This window comes from Micromonospora sp. NPDC049374, assembly GCF_040677165.1.
In the GTDB taxonomy this organism is placed as follows: domain Bacteria; phylum Actinomycetota; class Actinomycetes; order Mycobacteriales; family Micromonosporaceae; genus Micromonospora.
On the sequence record NZ_JBFAQH010000014.1, the window covers coordinates 79,493 to 95,589 of the forward strand.

The 16,097-nt window shown below is 69.9% G+C and carries 11 protein-coding genes; 8 read left to right on the forward strand and 3 right to left on the reverse strand.

What is annotated here, in order from left to right:
- Positions 1–9: 9 nt before the first annotated feature.
- Complete coding sequence (locus AB0J93_RS22445; protein ID WP_363924275.1) at positions 10–1,581, forward strand: NAD(P)-binding domain-containing protein; 1,572 nt, start codon at positions 10–12, stop codon at positions 1,579–1,581.
- On the forward strand, positions 1,578–3,131 hold the full coding sequence (locus AB0J93_RS22450; RefSeq protein ID WP_363924276.1) for an AMP-binding protein: 1,554 nt from the start codon (positions 1,578–1,580) through the stop codon (positions 3,129–3,131). Before AB0J93_RS22445 ends, AB0J93_RS22450 begins: the two co-directional genes overlap by 4 nt.
- A gap of 35 nt (positions 3,132–3,166) precedes the next feature.
- On the opposite strand, the gene AB0J93_RS22455 is transcribed toward AB0J93_RS22450, so the two are convergent.
- Positions 3,167–4,357: a hypothetical protein gene (locus AB0J93_RS22455; RefSeq protein WP_363924277.1), complete on the reverse strand. Its 1,191-nt coding sequence runs from the start codon at positions 4,355–4,357 to the stop codon at positions 3,167–3,169.
- 23 nt (positions 4,358–4,380) lie between these two features.
- Here AB0J93_RS22455 and AB0J93_RS22460 point away from each other — a divergent pair, with 23 nt between their 5' ends.
- The 4 genes from AB0J93_RS22460 (at position 4,381) to AB0J93_RS22475 (ending at position 9,940) form a co-directional block, all read left to right on the forward strand.
- Complete coding sequence (locus tag AB0J93_RS22460; RefSeq protein ID WP_363924278.1) at positions 4,381–5,415, forward strand: hypothetical protein; 1,035 nt, start codon at positions 4,381–4,383, stop codon at positions 5,413–5,415.
- Between the two features lie 110 nt (positions 5,416–5,525).
- A complete protein-coding gene (locus AB0J93_RS22465) occupies positions 5,526–6,593 on the forward strand; it encodes a PHB depolymerase family esterase (protein ID WP_363924279.1) in 1,068 nt (355 codons plus the stop codon).
- A gap of 578 nt (positions 6,594–7,171) precedes the next feature.
- Entirely contained in the window at positions 7,172–8,407 is a 1,236-nt protein-coding gene (locus AB0J93_RS22470) for an alpha/beta fold hydrolase (protein ID WP_363924280.1), read from the forward strand.
- A 126-nt stretch (positions 8,408–8,533) separates the two neighbouring features.
- Complete coding sequence (locus AB0J93_RS22475) at positions 8,534–9,940, forward strand: FAD-dependent monooxygenase (protein ID WP_363924281.1); 1,407 nt, start codon at positions 8,534–8,536, stop codon at positions 9,938–9,940.
- On the opposite strand, the gene AB0J93_RS22480 is transcribed toward AB0J93_RS22475, so the two are convergent.
- On the reverse strand, positions 9,941–11,170 hold the full coding sequence (locus AB0J93_RS22480; RefSeq protein ID WP_363924282.1) for an alpha/beta fold hydrolase: 1,230 nt from the start codon (positions 11,168–11,170) through the stop codon (positions 9,941–9,943).
- A gap of 323 nt (positions 11,171–11,493) precedes the next feature.
- Between AB0J93_RS22480 and AB0J93_RS22485 the strand changes: the two genes are divergently transcribed.
- Positions 11,494–12,963, forward strand: a complete 1,470-nt coding sequence (locus tag AB0J93_RS22485) for a dynamin family protein (RefSeq protein ID WP_363924283.1) — start codon at positions 11,494–11,496, stop codon at positions 12,961–12,963.
- Between the two features lie 95 nt (positions 12,964–13,058).
- Here the strand turns inward: AB0J93_RS22485 and AB0J93_RS22490 are convergent, their stop codons facing one another.
- Positions 13,059–14,954 carry an Hsp70 family protein gene (locus AB0J93_RS22490; RefSeq protein ID WP_363924284.1) on the reverse strand — a complete coding sequence of 632 codons (1,896 nt, stop codon included), beginning with the start codon at positions 14,952–14,954 and terminating at the stop codon, positions 13,059–13,061.
- Positions 14,955–15,436: 482 nt separating this feature from the next.
- On the opposite strand from AB0J93_RS22490, the gene AB0J93_RS22495 reads away from it, so the two are divergent.
- Positions 15,437–16,087: a hypothetical protein gene (locus AB0J93_RS22495; protein WP_363924285.1), complete on the forward strand. Its 651-nt coding sequence runs from the start codon at positions 15,437–15,439 to the stop codon at positions 16,085–16,087.
- Positions 16,088–16,097: the final 10 nt, after the last annotated feature.

Sequence of the window (16,097 nt, forward strand, 5' to 3'; positions counted from 1 at the left end):
GTCCGGCGCATGACGCACGCCTACCTGATCATCGGCGCCGGGCCGGCGGGACTGCAACTCGGCGCGTTGCTCGAACGCGACGGTCATGACTACGTCGTCCTGGAGGCTGGCGCCGCGCCCGGCACCTTCTTCCGCCGCTATCCGCGACACCGCAAGCTGATCTCCATCAACAAGGTCCACACCGGTTGCGACGATCCGGAGTTCAACCTGCGGATGGACTGGAACTCGCTGCTCAGCGACGATCCGGAGCTGCGGTTCAGCCGGTACAGCCAGCGGTACTTCCCGGCCGCCGACGACCTGCTGCGCTACCTCGCCGACTTCGCCACGGCGACCGGGGTGCGGGTCCGCTACCGGACCCGGGTGGTCCGGATCGGCCGCGACGACGACGGCTTCCACGCCCTCGACGCCGACGGCCGCACCTGGCGGGGACGCCGACTGGTCGTCGCGACCGGCGTCTCGCAGCTGCACCTGCCGGCCATCGACGGGATCGAGACCGCCGAACGGTACGACACGGTGAGCGTCGACCCGGCCGACTTCGTCAACCAACGCGTCATGATCATCGGCAAGGGGAACTCCGGCTTCGAGACCGCCGACGCGCTGATGGAGACCGCCGCCGTGGTGCACCTGGCCGGGCCCCGCTCGGTCCGCTTCGCCTGGCAGTCACACTACGTCGGGCACCTGCGCGCGGTGAACAACAACTTCCTCGACACCTACCAGTTGAAGTCGCAGAACGCCGTGCTTGACGGCACTGTGGAGAGCATCCACCGTCGGCCCGAGGGCGGCTACCTGGTCCGCTTCCGGTACGCCCGCACGGTCGAGGCGGTCCGGGAGATCCGCTACGACCGGGTGATCGCCTGCACCGGATTCCGTTTCGACGCAAGCATCTTCGACGAGAGCTGCCGACCCCGGCTGGTGATCGACGACCGCTTCCCGGAGCAGACCTCGGCGTACGAGTCGACCACGGTCCCCGACCTCTACTTCGCCGGCACCGTCACCCAGCAGCGCGACTTCAAGAAATCGACGAGCGGCTTCATCCACGGCTTCCGGTACGGGGTACGGGCGCTGCACCGCATCCTCGCCTCCCGCTACCACGACACGCAATGGCCGACCACCCGCCTGGCGGCGACCCCCGAGGCGATCACCGACGCGATCATCGCCCGGGTCAACCGCTCCTCGGCGCTCTGGCAGCAGTTCGGGGTGCTCGGCGACGTGGTGACGGTCCGCGACGACACCGCGTACTACCACGAGGAGGTGCCGATGGCGTACCTCGCCGACGGTGGGCTGGGCGCCGGCTGGGCGCTCGCCGTCACCCTCGAGTACGGGCCGGACCACGATTCCGTCGACCCGTTCGACATCTCGGTGCCCCGGGTGGCGGAGAACGACGCGTACGCCGCGCACCGGGCCACGTACCTGCACCCGGTCGTGCGGCACTACCGGGACGGGCAGGTGGTGGCCGTGCACCACCTGGCGGAGAACCTGGAGAACGAGTGGAACCTGCCCACCGTGCACCAGCAGCCGCTGGCGGTCTTCGTCAAGGAGTCCCTGGCCGGTGTCGCCCCTGCGGCGGGAGCATCCGGGTGACGACGGGAGCCGAACCGGGCCATCCGCAGGCGATCCTCGACCTGCTGGACAGCGGGCGGGTCCGCCCGGTCATCGAGCACGGTTCGCGTACCGTCGGTGCCGACGAGTTGTCCGAGCTGGTCGCCCGGATCGCCGCAGGGCTACGGACGGCGGGAATCGGTCCCGGTGTCGGGGTGGCGGTGGCGCTGGGTGTGTCTCCGGAGGCGTTCGCCGCCATCGTCGCGGCACAGGTGGTCGGCGCCCGGGTCGCCGGGGTGCGCCCCGGACTCCCTCCCGATCACCTCCGGCACCTGCTCGGCCACCAGATCTCGGCGGTGCTCGTCGACCGCTCGACCGCGACCCCGCAGCTGCGGTCGGCCACCGCCGACCTTGCCCTGCTCGGCATCGGCCCGGTCGACGGGACACCCGACCTGACCGCCACGCGGGCCGACGTCACCCCGCCGCTCCCTGCCGGACGTCCGGACGGCATCGCCCGGGTCGTCTACACCAGCGGCAGCACCGGCAACCCGAAGGGCTGCCTCCAGACGTACGCGTCACTCGACGCCGCCTGGGCGGCTCACCCGGACCGGTGGCCACCGGCGGTCCGCGACCTCGCCGGCAACCTCGACCGCTACCTGGTCTTCGGCTCGCTGAGCAGCCAGGTGATGCTGGAGTACGGCATTCTCACCCTGGCCGCCGGGGGCACCATGGTGATCGCCGAAGCACCCCGGGCCGGGAAGCCGTTCTTCCCCGACGCACTGGTCCGGCACCGGGCGTCGGCCAGTGTGATCACCGTGCCCCGGCTGGCGAAGCTGGTCGCCGCCCAGCGCGCCGCACCGGCCGACCTCGGCGCACTGCGCGCCCTGCTGGTCTCGGGCTCCCCGCTGCACCCGGCCCGGCTCGACGAGGCGCTCTCCGTGCTCGGGCCGGTCGTCTACCACGGCTACGGCCAGACCGAGACCGGCATGATCTCCATGCTGACCCCGGCGGAGATGCTCGCCGCACCGGCCCTGCTCGCCTCGGTGGGCCGCCCGCCGACCGCGGTCGAGGTGCAGGTCCGCGACACCGCCGGCCGGCCGGTCCCGGCCGGGGTCGAGGGGGAGATCTTCGTCCGCACCCCGTCCCAGGCGAGCGGTTACTGGAACGACCCGGCAGAGACGGCCGAGGTCTTCACCGACGGTTGGGTACGCACCCGTGACCTCGGACGGCTGGACCGCGACGGCTACCTGCACCTGCTGGGACGGGCCCGGGACGTCATCATCGTCAACGCCGACCTCCAGTACGCCGGCCCGATCGAACGGGTCCTGGCCAGCTCCGCCGACGTCGTCGAGGCGTACGTGGTGGCCGCACCCGACGAGGAGACCGGCGAGGCGGTGCACGCCTTCGTGGTGCCCGCGCCGGGCCGGCAGCCGGATCCGGACGTGCTACGCGAGCTGGTCCACAAGCAGCTCGGCGAGCCCTGCACTCCCCGGAAGATCACCTTCATCGCCGAGGCACCGGTCACGGCCGCCGGCAAGCCCGACAAGCGACGCCTGGCCGGCCTACCCGACGGGCGCGACGCGGACGGGTGACGGGCGGCGTCCCAGGCGCGCCGCGTGACGCGTGTTCACTGGACGGTGGTCTCGACCTCGGACAGGAGCCTCTGCACGGCGCTGCCGTGCGCAACGGCCCGGTCGTGCAGGCGGGCAGCGGGCCCGGGCCCCCACAGGCGGGCGGCCAACTGTTGGTACTCCGAGAGTTTGGGCATCTTGCTGTCCAGGCGGAACAGGATGGCCAGCGGGCGGCGGCGCCACCAGCGGCTGATCCAGTCGATCGGTTGCGTCAGCAGCAGTGCACCGTAGCTTGTCGGCACGGTCGGCGCGGTGGCCACCGCGACCGCCTTCTCCGTCAGGTTGAGCATCTCGGTCACGGAGACCGCCTCGCGCCCCGGGCCGCTCGCCTCCTCCAGCAGGGTTCGGTAGCGGGTCAGCAGTTTGCGGCGTTCGCGGATCGTGTCGGCGGCCTGCAACTCGGCCTTGAAGTCAGCGAAGTAGCGGCGGTATCCACTGAACTCGTCGCGGACTCGGAGCACCTGCTCGGGAATGTCGTCGAGACCGGACGCGCGGGACAGCACGAGCGCGGCGATCGGCGGGATCGGGATCGTCGACATGGCCGTCCACTCGGCGACGACGTCGCCTCCGGTGAGCGGTTCCTGGAGCGATTCGGCGATCCTGTCGTACAGCTGACGCGGCAGCGACCGGTAGGTCTTCTGCAGGGTGCCGGCGACGAACGGCACGCGGTCGAAGTCGGGAAAGTAGTCGAGGCCGTGCGCGGCGGCCACCACCAGGTAGCCGTTGCCCCGGTACATCCGCTCCTTGGCCACGGCCTCGCCCGCGCTGGCGAAGCTGCCGAGCCCGTCGAGCTGGGCGAGAAGATTGTTCAGCCCGGTCGTGTAGTCCAGACCGGTCACCGCGCCGGTCTCGCCGGCCACGGACGGGTCGTCGCCGTCGCCGTCGGCCACCCGCATCGCGAGTTCGTCGGGCAGTCGCAGCGCGATCCGGCGCAGTTCGTCGCGCGGCAGTTTCGGCACAAATGTCCGGTACAGTCCCTCCCGGGCGAGCTGGCTGCTGAGGCCACTGACGTACTCGTTCGAGGCACCCAGTGCCTCCATGCGGTCGAGCAGCACCGCGGCCTCGCAGAGCGAGCAGAGATCGAGGAACCTGGGGAGGGTCAGCGCCTCCGGCCGGGACAGGACGCCGCTGGCGTTGGCCATCAGTGTCTGCGTCACCAGCGCCACATTCTGTCCGTTTGCGGCCACGGCGTCCATTCTAGGATCGACCCATGATGCTGGGCTCGACGGGCGTCGAAGCTACCGAGTTCACCGGAACAGACCTTTGCGCCGTACGCGACCTGGTGGCGGGCGGCCAGATCGTCCTGCTCCGCGACGAGGTGCCCGCAGACAGCCAGACGGATCAGTGGCCACAGGACATCGTCGAGTCGGTCGGTGAGTGTGCCGCGGTGCCGCTGTCCATCCTGACCGGCGCGGGCGGACCGCGCTATCCGCTGGTGATCGGCCCACGCGAGAGCATCCGTTACCTGTGCTCCTACGCCGACCGCATGCCACCGCCGCCATTTCCGTACGAGGCCCGGCCGGTGGTGACCGACTACCGGGAGTTCCGGGATCTGTGGGTGGCCGAGCCGGGCCGGTTCACGCCGGACACCGACGGCTACGCCATCGGCCACGCGCTGGCTCTCCTGCATTCCCGCAACATCCTGCACGGCGACGCGCATCGCGGTAACTGGCTGTTCGACCGCGAGGGTCGGGCGATGGCGGCCGACCCGAAGCCGGTTTTCCTTCGTTGTCCGCCGAGCCCGGAGCAGTGCGCGACCGACATCCGTCCACTGCTGCCCGCCCTGGACTCGAACGGCTGGATAAGCTTCCAGCTCAGCTACCGCAGGACCTGGCCGGAGGAGGGCCGGGTCATCGACCTGATCCAGCTCACCGACCGCACCGGCTGGGCAGCCGCGTTCCGCACCAGGGACTACCAGCGCGCCGCCGAGCTGATGGGCCGCCAGCTCACCGGCGAGTGCACCCCGATCGTGCGAGTCATGCTGCTCGCCAACCGGGCGATCGCGCGCAGCCGCACCGGCCGCCACGACGACGCGTGGCGGGACATCGCCGACGCCGCCCGACTGGCGCAGGAGCGCAGCCCGCATGTGGCCAGCGGACTCGCCATCGCCGTGGCCGTCGTGTCGGCCGACCAGGGCGACCGGTCGGTGGCACTGCACGCGCTGTCGATGGTGACCGGGCAGCCCGAGCAGTTGCTCACCCGGTTGGAGCCGAGCGACGCACAGCTGCCGATCATGAACATGTGAACCGGCGGCCGACGCCGAGGACCAACCGCCACGACCAGTGACACCGTGTCACATGCGGTCATGACACCACGCCACTGACGCCTCGGCCGCGTCCGCGCTGTGATGGGTACATGTCCACCACCCCTGCCATCGAGCCCGCGAGGAATGCCGACATCGTGCCCCGCCGCCCCCGGCGGTGGCTGCGGATCCTCTCCGGCATCTTCGTCACCGTCGTGGCCGTCGCCAGTCTCGGCGTCGCCGCTCTCCAGCTCGGCCTGCCCTGGCAGATGGGCGAGGGCGACCGTAACCACGTCTACCAGGGCCCCGCTGGTTCGCAGCGTTACCAGGTTCATCTCCCGCCCCAATACGACGGGACGACCCGGTTGCCGGTCGTCATGGCGATCCACGGTTGCGCGATGACCGGCTACGGGTGGAACTCGATGAAAGCCACCACGCAGTTCAACAGCCTGGCCGACCGGGAAGGCTTCATCGTCGTCTACCCCACGCAGTTGATCTCCCGCAACGTGATCGCCTGCTGGAACTCGGCTGATCCCCGCGAGCAGCAGCGGCACACCGGCGAACCCGCGCTGCTGGCCGGTGTCGCCCGCCAGGTGGTCGAGGAGTACCACGCGGATCCGGATCAGGTGCACGTGGCCGGCGCGTCGTCGGGGGCGGGCACCGCCGTCATCCTCGCCGCGACCTACCCCGACGTCTTCGCCACGGTGACCTCGGTCGCCGGCGGCGAGTACGGGCTCAACCAGGTCGACCCGGACCACCCGGACTCGACATCGCCGGTGGACACGGCACGTCAGGCCTGGGCGCAGATGGGCGAGCGGGCCCGGCGGGTGCCGCTGCTGATCATCCAGGGTGAGCAGGACGAGGTCGTGCCGCCCCTGGTCGCCACCCGACTCGCCACGCACTGGACCGCGGTGGGCGATCTCATCGACGACGGGCTGACCAACGACAGCCTCGGCTCGACCGAGGAGACCGTGTCCGTTCCCGCCGCTGCGGGACGACACCCGTACACGCACACGACGATCACCGCGTCGGACGGCTCGTCGATCGTCGAGTCGTACCACGTCCAGGGCATGGGGCACGCCTGGCCGGGCCCGGACGGCGACGGCAGATACACCGACCGCGCGGGCCCCGACGCAAGCGAGATCGCGTGGCGGTTCGCCGAGCGCCACCCGATGCCATGAGGACTGCTGCCACTTCTTGATCCACTCAGGAGAGCGCCGGTCACTCCTCAGGACTGTCGGACGAGTTCCACGGAAGGGTAAGCAGGTCCGCCCAGCGGGTTCGACAGGCGCCAGGACACCACCAGCAACCGGTGAGGATTGCGTCCCCTGACCACCGAAAACCTGTCGCCATACGACGAACTGCTCACCGATGACAACCTTTTCATCGTCGACGCGGACGGTCCCACAGCGGCGGCTGTCGCGTCGACGAGCGCGCGGCGGGCAACGACGAGCCCCACCCGGGTCGGCGGCGGCCTCGGCCGATCACGACGACCGTGCCGCCGACCTGACCAACCTCTGCGCGGCGTTGCGGACCCGGTTCTCCCGACACTGGAGAATGCCGCGGTGGGTCTCGTCGTCGGGGACCGCCCGAGGGAACCTTCGCCGAGCGGTAACCCGACGGTTCGTGACATGTCCCGGCCATGCAGACTCGCGGCGCGCCTGACCCGATGACTCAGCCCGCCCACCCCGGGTCTCCGACCAGTTACCGAAAAGGCTCAATTAATCGTTATCTGCCGATCAATCTATAGTTGTAAACGATGACTGACGGCGTGTTCCGCTTCGAATCATTCGACTTGGATGTCATACGCGGCCGGCTCAGCCGCAATGGCCAACCGATCCATGTCGAACCGCGCGCCTTCGCCCTGCTTTGTCATCTCGTCCAGAATCGTGATCGAGTGGTGACGAAGGCCGAGTTGCTCGATGCGGTGTGGCGTGGGCGTTTCGTCACCGAGGCCGCGCTCACCACCGCCCTCCGCACGGCCCGCCGGGCGGTCGGTGACGACGGCAGCCGACAGCGACTCATTCGCACCCTCCAACGACGCGGCTACCAGTTCGTCGCTCCCACGACACCGGGCCCGGCCGGCGCGGCTACGGGTTCCGGCCCCACCGTTTCGGTCCCCGGCCCGCCGGCCCGGTCGCGGGCGTCCGGCGCGGACCGCGAGGTCATCCGCTTCTGCCGGGCCAGGGACGGCACCCGCATCGCCTATGCGGTCAGCGGCGACGGTCCGCCCCTGGTCAGAACCGCCAACTGGCTGACCCGCATCGACGTGGAACGAACAGTGGACATGTGGTCGCACTGGTTCGACGGCCTCACCCGGGATCGCCAACTGATCCGCTACGACGAGCGCGGCTCCGGCCTGTCCGACTGGACCTCACCGGGCATCACGGTGGAGGACTGGATCGCCGACCTCGACGCGGTGATCGATGCGATGGAACTCGACCGGATCCCCCTGCTCGGCGTGTCGCAGGGCGGGGCGGTTGCGCTGGCGTACGCAGCGCAACGTCCCGAGCGGGTCAGCAGGCTGATCCTCGCCGGCGCCTACGCCAGGGGGCGGCTCGTCCGCGCCGCTGACGACAACGAACGCGACGCGGCAGCCGTCGACCTGGACGTCGCCCGGCTCGGTTGGCTCACCCAGGATCGCAGTCTGCTGCGCTTCTTCGCGTCCCAGTTCCAGGCAGACGCCGCTCCGGAGCGGTGGGACGAATTCGTGGCCCTACAGCGACAGACCACCTCCGCGGAGAACGGGGTCCGGTTCCTGGAGGCCCTGGCCCACATCGACGTCTCGGCCCTCGCCCACCAGGTGAGGTGCCCGACACTGATCATTCACTCCCGGGAAGATCAACGAGTGCCGGTCGCGGAGGCCGCGAAACTGGCCTCCCTCATCCCGGACAACCGCCTCGTCCTGCTCGAGAGCCGCAACCATCTGCTCACCGGTTCCGAACCGGCCTGGGCCCAGTTCCTGCACCACGTCAACAGTTTCCTCGCGGCCTGACCACGGTCGGGTGCCCTCTCCTCAGCGAAGCCTCAGACCTTCACCAAGTGTCGGCTCCGCAGCTGGACGGATGCTCGAAGCGACCGGCCGCCCGGCCGGGTCCGGGACGAGGCGGAGTGGCTAGAGATGATCGAGCGCCGAGGTGGTAGGGCCGTTGTCATCGGAGCGAGCATCGCGGGTTTGGCGACCGGGCGGGTGCTGAGTGACCACTTCGACCAGGTGACCATCATCGAACGCGACCGCCTGCCCGAGGAGCCGGTCGTGCGGCGAGGCGTGCCCCAGGGCCGTCACGCCCACGTGTTGATGGCCGCGGGTATGCGGCTGTTCAGTCACTGGTTACCCGGCCTGGTCGATGATCTGGTGTCCGGCGGTGCGGTCCCCGTACGCAGCGGTGACCTGCTCTGGCACCAGGGCGGTGACTACTGGCGAATGCCCGACGCCGGCCACCCGGGCATCTCGATGAGTCGGCCGCTGCTCGAGGGCTCGATCCGCCGACAGCTCGTGCGGGACAGGCCCAACGTGTCCGTCACCGACCAGACGGCGGTGGACAGGCTCATCGTTGCCGACGGGCGGGTGATCGGGGTCCGCTGCGAGGGCACGGAGCACCGGGCCGACCTGGTCGTCGCCTGCACCGGCCGGAATACCAGGTTCCTGGACCACCTTTCCCAGGACGGGTTTTCCGTACCCGAGGTCTCGGCCATCCACCTCGACATGGCCTACGGAACCCGGCTAATGCGCCGGGACCCGGATCAGCACGACAGCGTCCTTGCGCTTGTCGTCGCCGATCCGGCCGGTGGCCACCGGATCGGCACCCTGGTGCCGGTGGAGGGGGACCGATGGATCGTCACCCTCGGCGCGTTCCACGGTGATGCGCCGCCCACCGACCAGGCCGAGTTCGAGCAGTTCGCCCGTGCCCTGCCGGCGCCCGTACTCGCCGACATCCTGACCCGGTCCAAGGCCCTGACCCCGGTACTGACGCTCCGGATGCCCACCAGCCAGCGCCGCCACGTGGAACGGATGAGACGCAGCCCGGCCGGATTCGTGGTGCTGGGCGATGCGATCTGCAGCTTCAATCCGGTCTATGGACAGGGAATGTCGTCGTCGGCTCTCCAGGCCAGTGCACTCGGTCGGGCCATCGAGCGGCACGGCCCCACCTCACCGGCGCTGCCGAAAGACTTCTACCGACGGGCCGCCAAGGTTGTCGACGTGCCATGGCGGATCGCGGCGGCCGCCGACTTCGCCGATCCCCGAACCAGCGGGGTGAGGCCGCGCGGCACCGACCTCGTCAACCGCTACATCGCGACGGTGATCCGGGCATGCCACACGTCCGTACCGGTGACCCTGCGCGTGCTGCGGGTACAGAACCTGCTGGCGCGCCCGGAATCTCTGATGACCCCCGTCATGGCCGTCCGGGTGTTGCTGGCCGCCCGCCGCTCGTCCGCTGCGGACCGGTACCCGCGCCGCTGGCTCGCGCGGCCGCGTGCGGCCAGTGGGCCGACCCCGGACACCGGGGGCGAGGACGAGAACCGGTGACTATTCGCCAAGGAATTCCTCGATGTGGAACAGAAACTCGTGCCACGCCGGCTCGGCAGCGGTGAGCAGGTGATTCCGGCTGTTCAGCAGCACCAACTGACTGTCCGGAATGAGTGCCGCCAGCTCTCTGGCCTGCGAGACCGGTACCCGCGCGTCGTCACGGGAGTGGATGATCAGAGTCGGACACTGCACCCGGTGCGCGATGTCGGACACATCGATCTGGGCGAACTCCTCCAGGAAGCGGACCCCGTTCTCCGGTGAGGTCGTCTGCCGCTGGAAGGCGGTGAACTCCTGCCACTCCTCAGGCGTTCCGTCGGGCAGGAACTGGGAGGCGAAGACCCGCAGGAATCGTGGATCCTGATGGAGCCAGCCGACCCGGGCCAGGCTCAGGTCGAGTGCCGCCGCGTCAGCCTCGGCGACGCTACCGGCCCTGACCCGACGTCCACGCGCGTACGCGCCCGCCAGGATCAGTCTGCTGACACGTTCGGGACGACGGACGGCGTACGCCACCGCCACCGCGCCACCCTGCGAGACACCGAGCAACGGAAACCGGTCAAGCCCCACCGCGTCGACCACGGTTTCCAGATCATCGACCCAGTCGTCGAAGGTGTAGCTCGGCGCCACCCAGTCCGACAGGCCACAGCCCCGCTCGTCATATCGGATCAGCTGCCGATCACGCGCGAGACCGTTCAGCCAGTGCGACCACACCGGGGTCGCCCACTCCAGTTCGAGGTGGGTCATCCAGTTGGCGGCCTTGAGCAGTGGTGGGCCCGAGCCGGCCGTGGCGTACGCGATGCTGGTGCCGTCGTCCGCGTTGCAGAACCGGATGGTCTGGCTTTCCACGCCGGTAAACGGTCCCGTCGGTCCGGGCGCGACGTCCGAGCCCCGAACGGTTCCCACCGTCGGTCCGGCCGCGAGCAGGGTCGTCGGGCCAACGAACTGATAGCCCCGCCGATGAACAGTGCGGATCATCTGCTGCTGGCTGCCCGTGTCACCCACCGCCAGTCGCGCGGTCCGCAGCCCCGTGGTGAGGGCGGCCTCGCTGACGAAGCGGTTACCCCACACCTCGTCGAGCAGCTCGTTCTTCGTGACAACTCGGTCCCGGTGTCTGACCAGGTGCAACAGGAGATCGAGGGCGCGCGGCTCGACGTGCACCGCCGAACCGGCCCGGCGGAGCTGGTGACGAAACGCATCCAGCTCGTAGTCACCGAAGCGATAGGTCTCTCCCACAGTGCGCTGAGCGTACTGTCCGCATCGGCCGGAACTCCATGACGGCCCCACGACAACTCCCCCCGGCCGCAGATCCGTGACGCGTGCCGGCCGCGCGCCTGGCGGGCTCAGAGGTTCGTCAGGCAAACCTCAGACTTCCGCCAAGTGGTGACTCGGCAGCGAGCCGATGCTTCAAGAGACGCAGCCGACCCGGGTGAGCGACGGTCGTCGTGGTGACGTCGGCAGGAGCACGGAACGTAGTCCGGACAACGACGAGGTGAGGATGTGGGGTCCGAGTTGGTCTGGATCCATCTGCTCGAACCGCACCCCCACGCGGGGTACGCATGAGCCTTGTCGACCGTACGCGGGCGGTGCTCGACCACGCCGTCGACGTATACCGCGGCACGCCGCACGAAGCGCGACTGGACGCCCTGCGCGACCGGCTCGACGAACCACTTCGGGTGGCTATCGCCGGCCGCATCAAGGCGGGAAAGTCGACCCTGCTCAACGCCTTGGTCGGGGAACGGCTGGCACCCACCGACGCGGGTGAGTGCACCCGCGTCGTCACCTGGTACCAGGACGGACACACCTACCAGATCGTGGCCCATCCCCACCAGGGCCTGCCACGACAGGTCCGATTCAGCCGCGAAGCCGGTGCCATCGACATCGACCTCGGCGATCTCAGCTCGGACGACGTGGCACAGCTGGAGGTCAGCTGGCCCTCGCAGGCGCTGCGACCCATGACGCTCATCGACACACCCGGTATCGGATCGCTGTCCGAGCAGGTCTCGCAACGGTCCTGGGACCTGCTCGTCCCGGACGACCAGGAAACTCCCGCGGACGCGGTGATCTACCTGATGCGGCACCTACACAGCAACGACGTGGACTTCCTCCGCGCCTTCCACGATGTGGAGGTGTCCCGACCCAACCCGGTCAACGCCATCGGGGTCCTCTCTCGGGCCGACGAGATCGCCGTTGGCCGGCTCGACGCGATGGCGTCGGCACGTCGGATCGCCGGCCGGCTGGGCACCGACCCGAGCGTCCGGAAGTTGGTCCAGTCCGTCGTTCCCGTGGCTGGTCTGCTCGCCGAGACCGCAGCGACCCTCACCGAGGTGGAGTTCGCCCGGCTGCGCCGCATCTCGGAGCTGCCGGCCGCCGAGACCGAGCAGCTGCTGCTCTCCGCCGACAGATTCGTCCAGTCCATGCCCGAGCTGGGGATGACCTCAATCGAACGGGAGGAGTTGCTTGCCCGCTTCGGCATGTTCGGCCTACGCCTCTCCGCCGCCCTGCTCAGACACGGCACCTGCGGCACCGCCACCGAACTGGCCCGGGAACTGACCGAACGCAGCGGGCTGGCGCAGCTGCGAGAGGTCCTCGGGTCGCTGTTCCTCGAACGTCGGGACGTACTCAAGTCGAGGTCGGCCCTGCTCGCACTGGCCGAGGTCACCCGCCTGCACCCGCGGTCAGGTAGTGGGAGTGTCGCGGGAAAGGTGGAGGAGATCATCGCCTCCGCGCACCCGTTCAACGAGCTTCGAGTGCTCTCCGGCCTGCGGGCCGGCTGGGTGACCGGAAAGCCCGACGTCGTAGCCGAACTGGAACAGCTCATCGGCGGCAGCGGCGCCGCACCCCACCAGCGGCTCCGGCTACCGCCGGATGCCTCCGACGCCGAGCTGGACGCGGCAACCGACGGTGCGCTGGCGCGTTGGCAGCGCCGCGCCGAGAACCCGTTGACCTCGCCACCGATGGCGGTCGCCGCCCGGGTTGCCGTCCGTTCCTGCGAAGGCATGATCGCCGACCGACACCGGTCGCGGTAGGGAACGTGCGCCCGGTCCGCCCGGAACGCCGAGGTGGCGCGGAGCGGGCCCGACGAGTCGATCGTCAGGCCCGCTCGCCGTTCCTGTTCGGCCGATCAGTAGCGTTGGATCGGGAAACAGTTGCCGGTGTGGTAGCTGCCGTCGTAGGCCCTGGCCAACTGGTGCCCGTTGCGCGCGACCCGGGCACAGATCTTCTCGGCGTCACCGACGGCCTGGAAGTCCTTGTCCGAGGTTCGGCGTATCGAGGGCTGCTGGTCCTCGAAGTAGTAGACGCCGTGGCTGGTGGCCTGGCTGCCCATCGTGTCCTCGTCGGGCGTCGTGCCATCGCCGCCGTAGAGATGCAGGTGGAAGCCGTTGTTGATGTCCGGTTTGCTGCCGTTCCACTCCGCGTCGAACCACACCGTGAAGGTGCCGTCCTGCACCGTCGCCCTGGTGATGCAGACCCAGCGGGTGCTCTGCTTCAACTCCGTACAATCCTCGTCCGGCGGTACCTCACCGGCCGGCGGCGCGTCTGCAGCCGGCGGCTCGTTCTTCGGCTGGCCCGCAGCGGCGGCGAGATCGTTGCCAGCGTTGTCCTGATTCTCCTGACCGGTCCGGTTGACCAGCGCCCAGGCCGTTCCGCCACCGACCAGCAGGAGCACGGCCACGGCTGCCGCGACCAGCAGCGGACCGCGTCGCCGGCCTCCGCCCGCGGTCGACGGCGCAGTGGGAATCCGCCCGGTGGAGTCGACGTCGTGCGTCGTCGCGGTGCCCGGCACGGTCGCGGCCCCGTACCCGGTCGGTGGCCAGCTCCGGACGGGCCGCTCCGGCACCGCCGGGGCCCGATTGGAGTACGCGGGCATCGTGGCGGTCGGCGCGGGTGCGACGTCCGCATCCGTGGACCGGGCAGCCGCAGGAATGGGCACCTCGTGCGCGGTGCCGGGAGCGGCGATCCCGGTACTCGCCTGCCAGGCGGCACCGAGCGCGACGGCGTGCTTGGGGTGGGCGTCCACCGCCACGGGTCGGTCCAACTCCGAGCCGACCAACTGCGCGACAATCGGCATCCTCGACGAGCCGCCGACCAGTAGCACCGAGTGCAGATCCTGCGGGGCCACCCCCGCGGAACGGACCGCTCGCCGCAACGACTCGATCGAGCCGTGCAGCGCCGGGCGAACCATGGCTTCCAGTTCGGCGCGGGTCAGCCGGACCTCGGTGTTGATGTTCGGCAGCAGTACCGGAATCGAGGCATCCGTGTCGGCGGAGAGCGCCTCCTTCGCCTGCACGCATTCGTCACGCAGCCGCGCGACCGCCGCGATCACCGAAGGGTCGTCCTCGTCCAACTCCCCCAACTTGTCGCCGATGGCGGCGGCAACGTGAGCGAAGATCGCGGCGTCGAAGTCGATGCCACCGAGCCGCTCGATCCCCTCCGGGGCACCGATCAGGTCGAAACCGCTCGCCGTCTTGCGCAGCACCGCCGCGTCGAACGTCCCGCCACCGAGGTCGTAGACGGCGACCACCGCACCCGGCTCCAGCCGCTGCTGGTGCGCGTAGAACACGGCCGCCGCCTCCGGCTCGGTGGTGAAGGTGACCGGCTGCTCGATGCCGGCCAACCGGACCGTCTGATGCATCAGGTCCATCTTGTACGGTCCCCAGTTGGCCGGGCGGGAGACGCAGATCGCGGCCGGCTCTCCGCCCTCGCGGGACACCACCTCGTCGACGGCGGCCCGCAACATGCGGGCCATCAGCGCCTCCGCCGAGTACGGCACCCCACCGAGCAGAATCGGCGTGGAGTCGCCGAGGCGTCGCTTGAACTCCCGGGCCACCCGGTTCGGCTCACTCAGCCCCCGGCGGTTGGCGCTGTCGCCGGTCAGGAACGTCTCGTCGGCGCGAAGCAGCACCACCGAGGGAATCGCCGCCGAGTGGCTCCCGAGTGCAGCGATCTCTGCGCGGCCGTCGCGCCAGACGGCCGCAGCGGTGTATGTGGTTCCCAGGTCGATGCCGAGTGCGTACATCCCAATGCTCCGGAGTTCGTCGAAGATGAATCGTTTGCCGTAACGGACTGTCGGTCAGCGACCGAACCGGACCACCCGGAAGCCCGGTGGCCAGCATGTCTGTGCAGGGCGGCCGCGCGAGCTTGGCGCTGCCGGCAGGGCAGCGCCCCGCCGGGGGGCGGCATCGCAACATCACCGACCAGTGACCGGCCGGGGCGGATCCAATGTGCGACACCAGACACCCAGGGCGGGCTCGCTCATCGCATGGATCACGTCCTCCGCCGTCCCTGTTCTTCGCTCGTGGCGCACCAGGCCCCCGTGGGCTCTCCGCTCAGCGGCACCGGCCACTGACGCCGAAGCACCCCGACAGGGTGCCAGCGGGAGCCGGTACGGGGCATCGGGGTAATCCCCCTCGCGGCCCCCAGGGTGGAAACTCGGGCGATAGGGGAACGTCTGGGGATGTCCCCCTGCCATTGCCGGTGATGCTTTCCTACTGTGGTGACATGGCACCGGCGCGATCCCTCCATGAGATCATCACGGGGTTGACCGGCGATGCCGGAACTTCGGGCGATCTCGCTACCGTCCTGCGGGCCAACGGCCATCCGGACCTGCCACCGGATCTCGTCGCCGAGGCCGTGGTCAGCTTCGCCGACACCGCCCCGGCCGAGATCGCCGAGCATCTGGCCCCGTTCGTCACGGCACACGGTCCGATCGCCGACGGCGACGCCGCGGCGGGCGACGTCGGACAGCTGACCGACCTGCTCGCCACCGCTCCCGCGGCGGAGCCAGACGTGACCTCTCCCCGGGAGATGTCGGATATCGACGCGCCTGCCGATAACGGCGGCCCGGACCCGGCGGATCTACTCGATGAGGAAGGACACGACACCGAGGACGTGCCGAGCGGACCCGCCTCCGTGCCGCCGGACACCGGCTTCGGCCTTGGCGCCGACACCACCCGGATGGAGCGGGCGGACGAGATGGCATTCGATGCCGTGGCGGCGGAGTCAGCACCGGACGGGAATGTCGATACGCCGCAGCGGACGACTCTCGACGAGCCGGTGGCGCACGACGAGCCGGCGGTGGACGGCGATCCGTGGGCCACCCTCGCGTTGCCCGAGGACGCACCGGAGATCGACGACATCGACGGCACCTGAGAGCGACCGC

Coding starts and splice junctions, on each gene's coding strand:
- AB0J93_RS22470 (WP_363924280.1), top strand. CDS start 7,172: ATGACTGACGGCGTGTTCCGCTTCGAATCATTCGACTTGGATGTCATA.
- AB0J93_RS22465 (WP_363924279.1), top strand. CDS start 5,526: ATGTCCACCACCCCTGCCATCGAGCCCGCGAGGAATGCCGACATCGTG.
- AB0J93_RS22460 (WP_363924278.1), top strand. CDS start 4,381: ATGATGCTGGGCTCGACGGGCGTCGAAGCTACCGAGTTCACCGGAACA.
- AB0J93_RS22445 (WP_363924275.1), top strand. CDS start 10: ATGACGCACGCCTACCTGATCATCGGCGCCGGGCCGGCGGGACTGCAA.
- AB0J93_RS22475 (WP_363924281.1), top strand. CDS start 8,534: ATGATCGAGCGCCGAGGTGGTAGGGCCGTTGTCATCGGAGCGAGCATC.
- AB0J93_RS22485 (WP_363924283.1), top strand. CDS start 11,494: ATGAGCCTTGTCGACCGTACGCGGGCGGTGCTCGACCACGCCGTCGAC.
- AB0J93_RS22490 (WP_363924284.1), bottom strand. CDS start 14,954: ATGTACGCACTCGGCATCGACCTGGGAACCACATACACCGCTGCGGCC.
- AB0J93_RS22495 (WP_363924285.1), top strand. CDS start 15,437: ATGGCACCGGCGCGATCCCTCCATGAGATCATCACGGGGTTGACCGGC.